Genomic DNA, 15,449 nt, shown 5'->3' with positions numbered 1-15,449 from the left:
TCCAAGAAATTCAATCCAGTACTGGATAAAACAAAAAAAATCACATTCCATTTAGTTGGACCGTGATTTTTTTTTGTTGAATTTCTAACGAAAGTGATTATTGCTTTGTTCCCTCAAAATAAAATTCTACATCGCTGCTAGCTTCAGACTCTGTGCTTATCTGAATATTCTTATCATCAAGTTTATAGGTAATTGACCCCATGGGTCCTTGACCGGAAATATGGATATTGGATACGTTTTGTACAGGGAATGTTTTAGCCGTAGCTCTACTATAGGCCTCGCCTGTCTTCACTGTCGCTTTCACTTTGCCATCATCCACCTTGGTAACATTGACAATCGCATTAAAATATTCAGCATCACCGCCGATGACCATCTTTCCTTTAAAAGAGCCTACAATGCCATCTATTTTTCCCGAAACGATAGGTTCATTCTTGTCTTTGCTACATCCGACAAAGATCATTGACACCATTGCCGCTAGGCAAAGGATCATTAGGTTTTTGTTAATAGTTTTCATCTTTTGCATATCTATATAAACAAAAGTAGATATACGCTGGAGGTCGAACAATACCACGAAATAGGGTAATTTACCCTCCCAATTTTAGGGTAGTCATTACAAACAAGCGTCTAGAGTAAATTTTCCTTAAATAGTATTGTCAACAGTTCTGCAGTATTTTTTACGGCAAATTTCTGAATCAGATTTTTTCGGTAAGTATCCACTGTCAATGGGCTCAGGAATAGTTTTTCGGCAATTTGCGCACTTGTTTTTCCTTCTGCCAGTAACTGCAAAACCTGTTTCTCGCGCATTGTCAGTGAAGGCAGTTGTCGGGATGGTGCGGCGGCTATGAGCCGTTGCGTTGCCCCACATAAGCCCATACTGCCTTGAGAAACTTTCTGAATACAGGTTATAATTTCCTCTGCATCGGCACTTTTCAGGATATATCCTGCAGCACCATTGGCAAGCATCTGCAGGATGCTATTGCGCGCCATATGATTACTAAACCCAACGATGATAAGCTCGGGATAATTCCTTTTGAGTTCGCCGCACAAATCGATACCGTTCGTATCGGGCAGGGCAATATCCAATAAGAGCAGGTCTATCTGATCCTGCTTCAAAAAATCGGTCAGGGCCCGACCCAGTGAAAATCCAAGCACCCTGCCGTATGACAGATTTTCTTTTAAAAATGATTTGATTCCTTCGATGGCAATTGGATGATCATCCAAGATAGCCAATGTTTTTTGCTCCTCAGACATTGATTTCAATATTGACACTTGTTCCCGCCCCTGGCTGTGACGAGATATTCATTTTTCCATTTAAATATGCTACCCTCATTTGTACATTCTTAAGTCCCATTCCCCGTTTAGCTTTCACAATCTCCCCCACGTCAAATCCTTTGCCATTGTCATCCACACCGATCAAAAAGCCTCGCTCATTTTGCAGACATTGCACGATAATTTGATCTGCATTCCCGTGCCGAATATGTGAAGCCCGATAATATGTATATAAAGCCTTCAGGTATGACTGCTTTGCACATAATTTTTGTGCTTCGCCCAAATAGCGTAGAGCAGTGACTGAATCTTTTTTTTCAAATATCGACTGATTCGCGATCAAAAGAGCCGCTCTCGCTCTCAGGCTATCATTCTTAACGGTATTGAATACATTCCGTAGACTGTCAATGAAACTGGTAGAGGGCCCACTCTGCTGTAATGCAAAAGCAGATAAAAGCATGCTGCACAGCAGTATCATAAGAAAAACAAGTTTTTTCATCTATTCAGCTTGATATTGACAGATTGGTCTATTTCTATCACACAAAATGCAAAAAAAGATAATATATTGTTGTTTTCCTAAGACATTTAATACAACTGTACCCGTTATATCTGCTCGATAATATCATTGCCCAAATCCATCATATCAATTGATGAAGTAAAACAAGACATCGAACCGAGATCGTTCAGGTCCATAAAATCGGCTCAATTACCTTAAAGTCCTTTCACGTGCCCACAGCAATTCGAACTATTCGAGACAATTGGGGGAATAGCTATTGGGCATTTCCATGCACAACGCCCAATAGCATTACGATCAGAACTAACCAATAATTTGTTTTCATTATTATTGTGCTTGCTATTTTTTCCGCTCTTTGTAAACGTCTGCTCCAATAATATCTGGACTCAGTGTATGATCGATAATCATTGGTTCGCCATTCCATGCCTTTTTAGCTGTCCAACTTGCATCAGGGGCGGACCACAGCGGATCGTTTGGCGGTAAGCCCAGAATAATGAAGGCTTCTGAGCATAAATATTCACTTCCCGTAGAAACATAGGTTTCGCCCACTTCCGGTTGATGGCCAGCAAAACCAATATTTAACCAACCGGAGCTATTAAAAGTACCGGGCATTTCAATCTGTCTTTTTATTACTGTATAAAGCGCACATCGCACTTGAGCCGGTTCGATTCCTTTTTCTAATTCATGCATATACGCAATTTTCGAAAGCAGCTGAAAAGCACCAAAACGGTAACTTAATGAACGCCCGATCGGTGGATAAGTTCCTTCCGGAGAGATTAAACGTTCTTGTATGGTAGCGTATCTTCTGGCGCGATCTAAGAATATCGGATAGAGGTTTGCTGTATCTAAATTAGCATTCTTCAGTTCCAAACTAGTTTCTAAAAGCATTGGATGTATGACAAAGCTATTGTAGTAATCGTAATGAAAGTTAGGGCCATCACCGTATATTCCATCCCCTTTATACCAGGAAACCATGAGGTCGATAGCTTTATCCAAGCGGCTTTTATCGACAACTTTATCATATTTTAGAAAAAAGGCCTCTATTTCTGAGCTAAATAAAACCCAGTTATTACCATAGGCATTCATTTCGCGGGTCAGGTTAAATGCATTGATCACATTTTTCCTGGTCTGATCATCTAATTTACCCCAGAGTTGATTTGGAGACCTTAAGAGTGCCTGCGCTAAAAATGCAGCATCCACCAAAGCCTGACTTTGTGTTTTGGGATGCTTTCTAAAGTTCATATAATCCGGATTATTAGGATCCGTTGCGTTTTTAATAGAGGCAATGGATAGATCGATATATTTCTTTCTCAGCTTGCCTTCGGCGGTATCATCCGGCCCAAGTTCAAGCCACGGTGCCATTCCAGCCATTAATCTACCAAATGCTTCCAAATAAGTACAACCTGTACGATCCAGATTGTCACGCGATTCAATCGGCATTGTTTTAACCAATTCCCCTTTACTCAATGCCATTAATACAGGATCAGCAATTTTGGTAAGCGTTTTCACCAAATATGCCCGCTGTTGTACACCATTATTTACCGTTTTCTTTTGAGCAAATAGTATCTGTGGCACTAACAATACGATAATGATAAGTTTTGTATAGTTCATATGACTGGAATTAATTCTTTTAAAATCGAGCTAGCTTGCCTAGCCCGCTATACGTTGATAATATCCTTACTGTTTGATCACTTTTTCGCCATTGAGCATTCGGTCATATCTGATCAGTGCCTCTACATAATAGTAATCAGCATAAGTCAATGGTACATCTACCTCAGTTTTATGCGGAATAGAACCGACACTATGTTTCAGTATGTAACCACCGGCTTCTTTGTAATCTGCTTTGTAAGGTTTCGAAGAAAGTGACTTTAACATCTGCTCAGCTTTGGAAATGTACAACTGACTTTCACTGCCTTTTGTATATTGTGCCAATTCCAACAATGCAGAAGCGGTAACCGCAGCGGTAGAAACATCACGTAGATCCTTTTGATTATAATACTTACTTTCCTTGGTCAGTTTATTTTGATCCATATCCCAATACGGAATCAGATCCTTTGGAAGATTGGGATGATTAAGGTAAAACTTGGCAATATGCTGTGCTTGTTCGAGATAATTCTTATCACCAGTTTCACGGAACATCATTGTGTATCCATATAATCCCCAAGCTTGTCCCCTTGCCCATGCAGACTCATCAAAGGCACCCTGTGCTGTTTTTCTCGAAATTATGCTTCCATTTTCTGGATTGTAATCAACTACGTGGTAAGAACTATAGTCTTTTCTGTAATGATTGGTCATGGTTGTGTTGGCATGTGTTACAGCAATATCTCTGTATCGTTTATCGCCTGTCATCTTGGAGACTTCTGTCAAAAACTCCAAATTCATCATATTGTCAATAATAACAGGATAAGTCCAGGGCTGTCCATCCCAGGAGCGAATTGTTTTGGGAACTGTGTGAAAACGTGTCGCCAATGAAGCAGCTCCAGTACTTAACACTTCTTTGTATGCGGTAGAATCTCGAGTCAATCGTAGCGCATTACCAAAACTACAATACAGCATAAACCCAAGATCATGTGTTCCTTTATTGTTTTTCTCCTTTTCTAAATATTTTAATTTTCGTTTTGCCTCATCCAACAACTTCTCATCTTTTGTATATTCATAAAGATAGAGCACTGTACCCGGATAAAATCCGGAACACCACCAGCTAGAACCCCAATTGACATATTTCCCGTCTTTATAAGTGGTGGGAATATCCGATTCCTGTATGGACGAAGCTAGATAGGTAATCTGTTTACGCGCATCTTCAAGATTGGTTTGCACAAATTCCTTGTTCAGTCCCAATTTGGCTGTTGTTATATTCTTCTGGCTAGAACATGATATGGCTTGTACGCCAAGTCCAATCATTAAAGCTCCTGTAATATAGTGTTGTATCTTCATTATTAGTATTGAGATATGAGTATTGAGTATTGAGATTTTACTTAGACAAGCCTACAGCTTACCAAGTGCATCTATTTTTTATTTCTATCTTTTAATTATTTAGTATTGACATTTTACTTATGCAAGCCTGAGACCTACCTGATACCTCTATTTTTTTAGTATTTAGCTTATGGATCAAAGAATAAGGAGTTAGTAACTAACATAATAATCTTTCGGAAACTGTTCTGCATTCCAGCATTTCTGTGAGGTCCATTTCTGTGGGGCGCATGTCCAGAACTCATCCGTAGCAGGTAATCCTAGCGGCAGGAACGACAGCGATGCCACATACATTGATCCGGCGTTGGTATAATAGTCAGCTAAATTTGACTGTTGGTCTCCAACCACTCCCATACGGAGCCATCCCGAAGGAGCAAAAGTTTTGTCAATATAAATGTGCCTGAGTACCGCCGTAAGGGCCGCCCTCACCTGACCTTTTGAGATATCTTCCGGCAGTTTATCCTCTAAAGCTACTGCTGCCAAAGGCTGAAAGGCCGCATTCTTATAGGTAGAGGACCGCCCAACGACCACATAGTGTCCTTCAGGCGATATCATCCGTTCCAAATGATGTGCATAACGCTGCATGCGTTTATAGGCGCGTTCATACATTTCCTTGTATTTTCCACCCGCAGAAATATTATGACGAAGTGATTCGACCTGCATGCAATGGATCACGTATCCATTATAATGATCAAAGCTAAAACGTGCCCCATCACTATACCAGCCATCACCAACATACCATTCCTGATCAAATTTATTGACCGCATAGTCTATTTTCTCACGCGCACATTCTTCGCCAGCGCTATATATGAAAGTTTCGGTCATTGCAGCAAAAAGCAACCAGTTACTTTCATTAGGTTTAATCTTACGTAGCAGTTTAAATTCTTCGACAACCCTTTTCTTTGTTACCTGATCCAATGGTTCCCAAAGTGCCTTGGGAGCTCTTAGGAACGCAAGGGCGAGATGTGCTGCATCTACCAGCGTTTGCGATGAAGGACCTCGCCATGTAAAATAATCCGGAGATTCAGGATCTACACCATATTGGATTCCCAATAAAGCTTGATCACGTAATTTCTTACGCAGTTTACCTTCTTCAGTGCTGTCATCCGCTAAAGCCAGCCAAGGTGCCATACCTGCTAGCAATCGACCGAAGGCTTCGAGGTAACCAACCCCCGGATCTCTACTGTCAAAAGTGGGGCTTACCTCCATCGGCATCTTTTTACGCCATTGCTGCTTACTGATATTATCCAATATTGGTGTAGCCATCTTACTGATTATTGAAACCCAATAAGCACGGTCATTCCCCGTATAGCTTATACTTTCATCAGGTAAAACACCTGCCTTCGCGCTCATCGGCAACGAGGCCGTCAATGCACCAACGCCAGCGCCACCCAACAATTTTAATACAGATCTTCTCTTCATCGATAATGGTTTATAAATAAACGTGTGCTCAATACAGCCTCACAAAACATTAAAAATCTTTATTTTAACACAAAAAAACAAACTAAAAAGAATCAATCGCCCTAACAAACGATTGCACGAGCGATTGATAACAACTTCTTTACACAAGAATAAAAGTCTTTCTCTACTTTTTAATCATCCCAACCAGGATTTTGTGTTAGAGATGTGTTTCGTTCCCGTTCCACTTGTGGGATCGGCCATGTATAAAGTTGATCACCTCGCCAGTCATACGGTGAAACAACTCCTCCCCATGTCTGTCTAATACCATTTCCTGTATAAAACGATGTTTCTTTCAATGTTTTCCAACGCAGCTCATCAAAGTAGATAATACCTTCACAAATCAATTCACGGCGGCGTTCTTCACGAATTTCCTTTCTGAGATCCTGTTCACCTATTCCTAATGGCAATTCTCCAACTCCGGCGCGCTTTCTTACCTCATTTACTTTTAACACAGCTTCACCAGGCTTTTTCGCTTCATTCAGTGCTTCTGCCCATAATAAAAGGATATCTGCATATCGCATCACAATATAATCATAAGCGCCTGCCTCTCTATTGGGAATACCTGGGTTAGCTCCCTCATAAACAAATTTACGTGGGTAATAGTAAAAATTAGGGACAATATCTGTTCTCAGGTCAAACACACCTCCAAATTCTTGCCTATACGGCCACCTAGAGGTAAACGTTTGGTCTGTCGCACCATTTGCTCCTACAAAAGTAGAATAAGGTAAAATCACATTGCTTACTAACCTCGGATCTCTATCTTCATAAGCTTTCTTAAGACGTTCTTCATTACCTGTAGGCAAATACAAAGACATATCAAGCTTATTTGTAGTCCGTTTTTCAATGTTCGATATTTCAGCGGGGGTCAAATTATTCCTTAAGAAAAACACCTCCCTTTGGCCCGGTGCCATCTGATTATAACCTGGCAGGTAATCGTCCCAATTAAACTTAGATCCGTCTTTACGCTGATAGCGATCTACTGCATCAGGATGTACCAAATAGGTGTTCCAATTGGATCCAAAAGCTGATCGTGATCCAAATCTGAATTGATAATCGGAGCCATACCCAGCCAAAGCTATATTTTGAATACTGAATATAATTTCAGGGCTCTGTTCGTTAGTTCCTTTAAAGAGATCGGCATAATTACCAAATAAGGTATGTCCCATATTTTTGACTTGCTCAAAGTCTGCAATAGCTTTTGCCCATTCTTGCGTATACATATACACCTTACCACGAAGCGCATGTGCTGCAGATTTAGTCACTCGCCCAAACTCGGCCTTTCCTTTATCATAACGATTTGGCAATAAAGGTTCATTGATACAATCCGTCAGGTCTTTAATAATCAAGTCCCAGACTTCTTTTTCTGTACTCCTTGGTTTATCCACCTTATCCCACTCGATTGGCTCAGTATAAATAGGTACTCCTTTATACAGCTGATTTAAACGATAATAATAGAAAGCTCGCAAAAATTTGACTTCTGCAAGTAGTCTTGCTTTCTTTTCTGCTCCGAGAGGTGACACATTGGTTATACCATAGATCGCATTATTACTACGGTGAACCCCCTCATATAAATTTTGCCAAGTGGAGGAGAAAATACCCGATGAACTTGTTGCAGTCGCATTCATCAGGGTTGAATTGTCTCTACCTTGTAGGGTGACATAGGTATCATATATATATAGCATCTGACCGAGGCGCAAAGCTTGATATACACCATTCACACCTTGGTCTGTAAGATTTTCTGTTAGCCACATATTATTGGTCAATACCTGTGTTTTCGGTACGGTATCCAATAAATCCTTCTGACAAGCGGAAAATAATGTTGCTGAACCGAGAGTTAGGCCAAGCAATATTTTTTTACTCCACAAATTATATTTTTTTATATTATTTTTCATGATCTTTCTATTTTTAGAATCCAATATTCAAACCAAAAGCAAACTGTTTCATTGTTGGATATTCTGCACCCGCCCCAACTTCTGGATCTAACCCTGGAAAGTCTGTAAACATCAGTAGATTCTCGCCTGAGAAAAACACCCTTAAACTACGCACTTTGATTTTTTCAGTCAATCTCTTGTCAACCGTATAACCTACTTGTAGATTTCTAAGCTTTAAGAAATTTGCATTATACAACCAATAATCACTTGATTGATTATTTATATTCTCAGCAGAGGTGCCTAGTTTTAATCTTGGTAGATAGCCATTTTGATTAGTGCGTGGATCATCGGGCGCTGCCGGATTATAGAAATAATGATTTTCAGCGAGTCGTGTTGTCACTTGGTTTCCATTTATTAAAATGTTGCTATTATAGCCATGGTCAGTCCAATAATACTGGCCACCTGCTTCTCCTGCCCAAATCATAGACATATCAAATCCTTTATACGAAAATCCTAAATTGAAACCATAAATGTATTTGGGACTTGTAGACGTTCCGGTAAAATATTGATCTGCAGTATTTCCATAAATACCATCCCCATTTAAATCTGCATAAATCAAATCACCATAATACATTCTGGTCGTACCATAGCTATCGCCAATAGCTTGTGAGGAAGATAAAAAGGAATAACCTGCAGCTTTCATTGCTTTTGCCCATTCATAATCCTTATCTGTTCGGATCATTCCTGTTGTTGGTCCACCATTGATATTAACCGAGCCATCTGCATTAAAATAAGTTCCATTACCCTTGTACACTTGACGCAGGTAGAACTCATCTAAACGATAATCTTCAAGTCTACGATTTACCCCTCCAGTAGATACATCTCCTAAGTTAGTCTGCCAAACCATTTTTCCAGATCCATCATCTACCATCCCTTGTATCAATTTACCTTCATATTCCGTAACCCTATTTTTATTATATGCGAAGTTGCCACCTATATTGTAATGGAAATCTCCAATTTTATCCCTCCAATTCAAATTGAGCTCAATACCATTGTTACGCATAGAAGCTTGATTATAATATGGCGGGCTAGCTGTACCGGCAGTAATCGGCATCTGTGCTGTACGAATGATGTTTGAAGTTTTACGATCATATAAATTAAACTCCACAAAGACACGACGATTTAACGTGGCAAATTCTAAACCCAACTCCTTGTTTTCAGAATCTTCCCATTGCAATACATTATTTCCAAATCGAGACAGTCTTAGTCCATTAGCCTGAGCTCCATTAAAGGAATAACCTACCTGACCATACACACCATGCCATCCATATACGTTCAGGTCATCCCCTCCATCATTACCCAGTTTACCCCATGATCCACGAACTTTAATATCTTGCACATAAGGATTTACCGCCTTCATAAATGATTCCTTGGACAATATATACCCTAACGAAGCAGAAGGGAAAGTACCATATTTCTTACCAAGACCAAATTTTGAAGAACCATCTCGGCGTAAACTAAATTCGGCTAAATATTTTCCATCATAGTCGTAGCTAAAGCGCCCGAAAAAGGAACGCATTGAATTGTCAGATTCGAATCCTCCAATGCTGTTCATTTCTGTTCCCGTACCAATATTTGTAATAGTGGCATCTATCAAACCCTTTGTTGAAGCACTAAATCCTGAATCATTATAATAAAATTCATTGTGGCCAACTAGTGCACTAATCGAATGTTTGTCAATTATGGTATTATAACGTAAAACATTATCAAAGGATTTTCGATAAATTTTTTCATAGGATTGTCCAGTCGTCGATTGCGCAAGATTAATAGGGCTAGTAATGATATTCATTGTAGAAAAATCATACCGTGGAGCTGGATCTGACCAACTTTTCACTTCATCAAAGCGGCTCTGATAGTTAAATTTAGTCTCAAAAGTTAAACCCTTCCAAAGTTTAATATTGGCAAATAACGTTGAATTCAAACGCGTACGTTCATTGCTTCCTTTATTATCATAAAGATATGTTAATAAGTTATTTAATTGAGAGGATTCGCCTGAACTCAACACTGCCCCTCCAAATTTTCCATCATACATCGGATAAATTCCCGGGGTAGTTTGACGCAAATAATTATAAAGGTTCGCATCCGAGGCCATAGAGCGATCTTCTTTAACAACAAATGTCTGTGTACCAACCGTTAAGAAATCCGTAATATCTGTTTCCAAGTTGACCCGTCCTTCATATCGTTTCATTCCCGTGTTGTGCATAATACCAGGATTATCCTGTATTCTTCCAGATAGGTTATATCGGATCTTATCACTTCCCCCCAATACACTTACATTATGACTCTTAAGCCAGCCATTCTCATAAATCCAATCACCCCAATTGGTATTTGGGTATGCGACGTAATTTGGTATACCCTGTGCAGTCAAACCATTTGGATCTGCGTTAGCTGCTGTCCAAGCGTCAATAGCACTTTGGGTGTAAGGACCTTTTTCGCCAATATTTTCAGCCGCTTCTTGGAACAAAAGCATATGCTTCAGATAATCGCTTTGAAATACAGGCTTGACACTCGGTGTCGTACGGGAAAACAAACCTGAGTATTTTATTTGCGGAGCCTGCCCGCCCTTTCCTTTTTTTGTTGTAATTAATATAACACCATTTGCTGCCCGCGCACCATATATCGCTGCAGATGAAGCATCTTTTAATACTGATATAGTTTCAATATCTTCCGGATTTACTGCATCCATTACCCCCTGAATACCGTCAATAATCACCAAAGCATCATTATTGTTCATGGTACCTGTACCACGTACGCGAATGGTTGCGCCATCGCTACCAGGCTTACCGTTACCGACTTTCACCTGAACACCGGCGGCCAGCCCCGACAAAGCAGAGGATACGTTCGTCACAGCCCTACTCTCCAGTTTTTTTCCATCGATAGTTGCAACAGATCCCAATAGTTTGGATTTCTTCTGTTGCCCATACCCCACAACAACAACTTCATCAATCGCCGAACTAGAGTTCTCGAGCGTTAAGTCAACAACTTTGCGACCGTTGAGGGTTATCTCTTGGTTTTGATATCCCACATAAGAGATTACTAGTGTTGTGTTGGGACTGACGGACAAGGAATAGGTTCCCGATCCATTTGTGGAGGTTGAGAGTGTTCCTCCCTTCTCTCGAATTGTAACACCTGATAGTGGTGTTCCTTGACTGTCTTTGATTTGTCCTGTAACATTTACTTTCTGTTGGGCGTTAGCGACACCAACAGCAAATAATGTCATAGCGGACAATCCAATTGCGTAAAACTTAGCCATACTTTAGGAAATTGGTTTTATAATTTAAAAATCGGTTGCTTAACAGTATCAAAATTGGGCAAGTGCAACTATTCAATAGGGTGATTTTTATAAATATTAAGGGGTAAAATCTTAAATTTGAACCATAACCGCTATTTATCTATGAATTTCCTCATAAAGCAGATCCAAAACATGGTCATTATCACATGGCTACTTTGCCCATTTATGTCTTGTTTGGGCCAGAATTTCAGTTTTGAGACACTAACACAGGAAAATGTATTAGATAAACAGGCAGTTTTGACTATCGCACAGGATAAAAAGGGAAAACTTTGGTTTGGCGGAGGGAATAATCTGTTTGTTTACGACTCACAAACTATTATAAACCTTCGTGTTCAGGATAGCATATTCAACAAATTGGATTATATTAATAAGATTTGTATAAATGACAAAAATGATCTTTTTATAGCTACCGCAACACAAGTATTTATTTTCAACATAGACAAACGAAAGGCTGTATTGAGGAAAGGAAAGCCTTTTATAGAAAAACTCGTTGTCTCGGATATACAAATTCTCTCAGGCCAGATCTTTTTATGTACAAATAGAGGTCTATATATAGCTATACCAGCTTCAGGCTCCTATGATTTTAAATTAATTTTAGATCGTCCTCATACGCAGACTATAGTTCAAACAGGACTAGACTCGTACACGATAGCTAGTTCCAACGGTCTCGAATCATTTGTATACAACAACAAACGAATATCTAAAATCCATAACCTAGGGTTCCCCGTACTACCGCTAAAGGAACGAATCTTTAGTACAATGCATTTTAAAGACAACATGCTCTGGGTAGGGACAAAATTACATGGTCTATTTCTGTTCAACTTTTCCAGTGGAAATTGGAGGAATCTAAGAGAAGAAAATAGTAACCTCCTGAGTAATAACATTCGTAAAATCATCAGAAACGCAAATGGGGAGCTATTAATCGGAACGTTGAAAGGTCTTTCCGTTTTCAAGGGGTCTCCTTTTTTCACAAATTACAAACATAATACATCAATCAAAAACTCGCTCAGTCAAAATTCGATTTATGATATCTTTGTCGATAATCAAAATGTGATCTGGCTAGGAACATATTTTGGAGGTATTAATGCAGTTTATCCTGATTTGATCCCTATACGATCCTATTCTACACGTTCTTTATTAAATCAACGTTTGAATAGCGATATCGTGGGCAGTTTTGCCGTTTCCAAAAATGCTGCCTGGATAGGCACTGAAGAAGAAGGAATCAATAAAATTGATAAAATTACGGGGAATACCAGTCCACAACCGAATTTGACCCGATCAAACCTGATAAAAGACCTCTATGTCCGGGATGAAAAATTATATGCCGCACAATATGGTGGTGGCTACTCCATCATTGACCTAAAATCGGGTAATACCAAAAATTATCTCCTCGAAAAGGATCTCTTAAACCTAAAAAACAATATTTACAGCATTTACGTGGATCCAGCACAACGAATCTATTTAGGTACAAATAAGGGGCTTTACATTACGGAACAGGAAAAACCACCACAGTTTGATTCCTCGCTCGCAGCAAATACAATAGATGAGATACAGGCAGATGATAAACAACAGATTTATTTCCTGCAATCAGGAAAACTATTCCGGAAAAAGACGTTTAGTACTACTATCCAACCCATAAAGCAAGTTGATTCACTTTACATCAATGGATTTCATGTAGCACCCAATGGCAATATTTGGCTTACTTCGAACGGGGATTTATATCATTTCGATCTTAAAGATCGTTTAACCCTTATAGCACGCTTCCCCAACAACACGCTAGGCTGGCCAGTGATGATCGACAAGCATTTCTGGATCAGCAGCAAAAATGGACTGATTTTCTTCGACCCAACGACAAAGTATCATACTGTCCTTAATCAGTACGATGGTCTCCCCGTTAAGAATATGCTAGGAGCAAAGGTCTATAACAGCGACGCCGGTGTTTTATTCGTGACTACACTGAACGGTCTGGTTTCCATCGACACCCGAAAAATCACTTTTAATCAGAAGAAACCAAATGTGCTTTTTAGAAATATATTCCTTGAAGATACCCCATTAAACTATGGCCGCATCCAACAAGGTGATCGGTCCAACAGCTATCAGTTGCAATTACGTTATGACGAGAATTTTATCACGGTCAATTTTTCAAGTTCCAATTTTATCAAACCACAAAAAAATAGATATCGTTATAAGCTCGAAGGTTTTGATAAAGACTGGATAGAAACCAATACCCCAAGTATCAGATACACCAATATCCCCGAGGGGCGGCACACACTGACCGTATATGCCAGCAATAATGACGGCGTCTGGAGCAGTACTCCGCTACAAATACATATCGCTATAAAACCTCCGATCTGGCGCACATGGTGGGCCTACCTCTTATATGCCGGACTATTTACCCTTGGGGTGCATTTTGTCATTAAGTTTGTTGTGGAACGCCAGATGCTGATCAATTCCGAACGGGAACAAGAAAAGAAAATCAAATTCTTTACACAAATTTCGCATGAAATCCGTACGCCGCTGACCTTGATCACTGCACCTCTGGATGAAATCATTACCGAAACCGCCAATTTAACGACCACCCAGTCTAAGATCAAACGGATTAAAAAGAATGCTGCTAAATTATTGGGAGTTGTTAACGAACTACTTGATTTCAAAAAATTTGATGACAAGCACTTCATCCTGAAACAAAGCGATATCCCTTTCAGAGAATATATTGAAGACACATTTTACCTCCTCAATGATCTTGCGCAGAATAAACATATCAATTATTATATCCGGAAATTGGATGCCGTAGGATTACAATCCATAGACCCTGTTCAATTTGACAAGGTCATGTTCAATCTATTGTCAAATGCCATTAAGTATACGCCCGAGAATGGCACCGTTTATCTTGAACTCCTTGAGAGTGAAGACAGCATCATTATCAACATCGTTGATAACGGCATTGGCATTGCAACGGATAATCAATTCAAGATCTTTGAAGAATATTATCGGGAAGAACAGGCAAACGACAGCATAGGTACCGGAATCGGATTAGCGTTGACCAAACAGATTATCCTACAGCATCAGGGAGAGATCCGTTGCTTTACAATGAAAGATGAAAAAGGAGAATGGACGGTGTTTAACCTACGTTTGCCAAAGCTATCGAAAGTCCGCGTGTCATCTCCTACAGACTCTATGACGACCGCAATAGATCATTCAAATTTAGCAACTCCGACAGCCCCGGACAGATCTTTGCAACAGACCATTCTCATTGCCGAAGACAATAGAGAACTACTGGATACCATTGTCCATTTGTTTCAGGACAGCTATACCGTCATCACGGCTGTCAATGGCGAAGATGCATTAACAAAAGCCCTAGAATACATCCCCGACCTGATCCTGTCTGACCTAATGATGCCTTATATGAATGGAGCTCAGCTATGCCGGGCAATAAAGACAAATATCACAACTAGCCATATTCCCGTTATCTTGCTGACCGCAGTGACAGACAGTGACTCACAGACACAGGCCCTACAATTTGGAGCAAACATCTATCTAACCAAACCTTTTGACAATAGGCTATTGTTTCTATCTGTGCAGAATCTCATCGCAATCAGCCGTAAAAAGAGCAGGGAATTTCAAGTTAAAAAGACAGATTTCGACAATGAACTGGATGCGCAATTTATTGCCACATTGGATCAACTGATCGAAGAAAATATACAGTCAGAAGATTTTGACGTTAACTTTATATCCCGAAACATGGGAATGAGTGCGCCTATTCTCTACCGCAAACTCAGAGCAATATCCAATCTCTCTATCAACAATTATGTCAAAATGTACCGCCTTAATAAAGCCAGAGTGTTGTTGAAATCTTCGATGAATATCAGTGAGGTCGCTTATGCCGTAGGATTTTCAGACCGAAAATATTTTAGTAAAGAATTCAAGAAACAATTCGGACATAACCCATCTGAAGAAACCTCAGCCCCAGATCAAGACGGTTAAAACCGTTCTTTAAACAGGGATAGTTAAAATA

At 39.7% G+C, this 15,449-nt stretch carries 9 protein-coding genes; 1 reads left to right on the top strand and 8 read right to left on the bottom strand.

The window, feature by feature from the left end; translation table 11 throughout:
* Positions 1-97: 97 nt before the first annotated feature.
* From G6053_RS02735 to G6053_RS02700, 8 genes are all read right to left on the bottom strand, one after another.
* Positions 98-514 carry a hypothetical protein gene (locus G6053_RS02735; RefSeq protein ID WP_146191126.1) on the bottom strand — a complete coding sequence of 139 codons (417 nt, stop codon included), beginning with the start codon at positions 512-514 and terminating at the stop codon, positions 98-100.
* A 110-nt stretch (positions 515-624) separates the two neighbouring features.
* Positions 625-1,251, bottom strand: coding sequence for a response regulator transcription factor (locus G6053_RS02730; RefSeq protein ID WP_108636211.1), 627 nt, complete (start codon positions 1,249-1,251; stop codon positions 625-627).
* Positions 1,244-1,765 carry an ATP-binding protein gene (locus tag G6053_RS02725; RefSeq protein WP_165305491.1) on the bottom strand — a complete coding sequence of 174 codons (522 nt, stop codon included), beginning with the start codon at positions 1,763-1,765 and terminating at the stop codon, positions 1,244-1,246. The genes G6053_RS02730 and G6053_RS02725 overlap by 8 nt, the downstream gene beginning before the upstream one ends.
* A 354-nt stretch (positions 1,766-2,119) precedes the next feature.
* Entirely contained in the window at positions 2,120-3,391 is a 1,272-nt protein-coding gene (locus tag G6053_RS02720; protein ID WP_165305490.1) for a DUF2264 domain-containing protein, read from the bottom strand.
* A gap of 66 nt (positions 3,392-3,457) precedes the next feature.
* A complete protein-coding gene (locus G6053_RS02715) occupies positions 3,458-4,714 on the bottom strand; it encodes a glycoside hydrolase family 88 protein (RefSeq protein WP_241254903.1) in 1,257 nt (418 codons plus the stop codon).
* A gap of 189 nt (positions 4,715-4,903) precedes the next feature.
* Positions 4,904-6,172 (bottom strand): DUF2264 domain-containing protein, encoded by a 1,269-nt coding sequence (locus tag G6053_RS02710; protein ID WP_165305489.1) that lies wholly within the window; start codon positions 6,170-6,172, stop codon positions 4,904-4,906.
* 170 nt (positions 6,173-6,342) lie between these two features.
* Complete coding sequence (locus G6053_RS02705; protein ID WP_165305488.1) at positions 6,343-8,103, bottom strand: RagB/SusD family nutrient uptake outer membrane protein; 1,761 nt, start codon at positions 8,101-8,103, stop codon at positions 6,343-6,345.
* A 13-nt stretch (positions 8,104-8,116) separates the two neighbouring features.
* Positions 8,117-11,395, bottom strand: coding sequence for a TonB-dependent receptor (locus tag G6053_RS02700; protein ID WP_165305487.1), 3,279 nt, complete (start codon positions 11,393-11,395; stop codon positions 8,117-8,119).
* 141 nt (positions 11,396-11,536) lie between these two features.
* On the opposite strand from G6053_RS02700, the gene G6053_RS02695 reads away from it, so the two are divergent.
* Complete coding sequence (locus G6053_RS02695; protein ID WP_165305486.1) at positions 11,537-15,418, top strand: hybrid sensor histidine kinase/response regulator transcription factor; 3,882 nt, start codon at positions 11,537-11,539, stop codon at positions 15,416-15,418.
* Positions 15,419-15,449: the final 31 nt, after the last annotated feature.

Source organism: Sphingobacterium sp. DR205 (assembly GCF_011064245.1).
In the GTDB taxonomy this organism is placed as follows: domain Bacteria; phylum Bacteroidota; class Bacteroidia; order Sphingobacteriales; family Sphingobacteriaceae; genus Sphingobacterium; species Sphingobacterium athyrii.
This window is presented reverse-complemented; position numbering and strand designations above follow the sequence as displayed.

Coding starts and splice junctions, on each gene's coding strand:
- G6053_RS02710 (WP_165305489.1), bottom strand. CDS start 6,172: ATGAAGAGAAGATCTGTATTAAAATTGTTGGGTGGCGCTGGCGTTGGT.
- G6053_RS02705 (WP_165305488.1), bottom strand. CDS start 8,103: ATGAAAAATAATATAAAAAAATATAATTTGTGGAGTAAAAAAATATTG.
- G6053_RS02720 (WP_165305490.1), bottom strand. CDS start 3,391: ATGAACTATACAAAACTTATCATTATCGTATTGTTAGTGCCACAGATA.
- G6053_RS02700 (WP_165305487.1), bottom strand. CDS start 11,395: ATGGCTAAGTTTTACGCAATTGGATTGTCCGCTATGACATTATTTGCT.
- G6053_RS02735 (WP_146191126.1), bottom strand. CDS start 514: ATGAAAACTATTAACAAAAACCTAATGATCCTTTGCCTAGCGGCAATG.
- G6053_RS02730 (WP_108636211.1), bottom strand. CDS start 1,251: ATGTCTGAGGAGCAAAAAACATTGGCTATCTTGGATGATCATCCAATT.
- G6053_RS02715 (WP_241254903.1), bottom strand. CDS start 4,714: ATGAAGATACAACACTATATTACAGGAGCTTTAATGATTGGACTTGGC.
- G6053_RS02695 (WP_165305486.1), top strand. CDS start 11,537: ATGAATTTCCTCATAAAGCAGATCCAAAACATGGTCATTATCACATGG.
- G6053_RS02725 (WP_165305491.1), bottom strand. CDS start 1,765: ATGAAAAAACTTGTTTTTCTTATGATACTGCTGTGCAGCATGCTTTTA.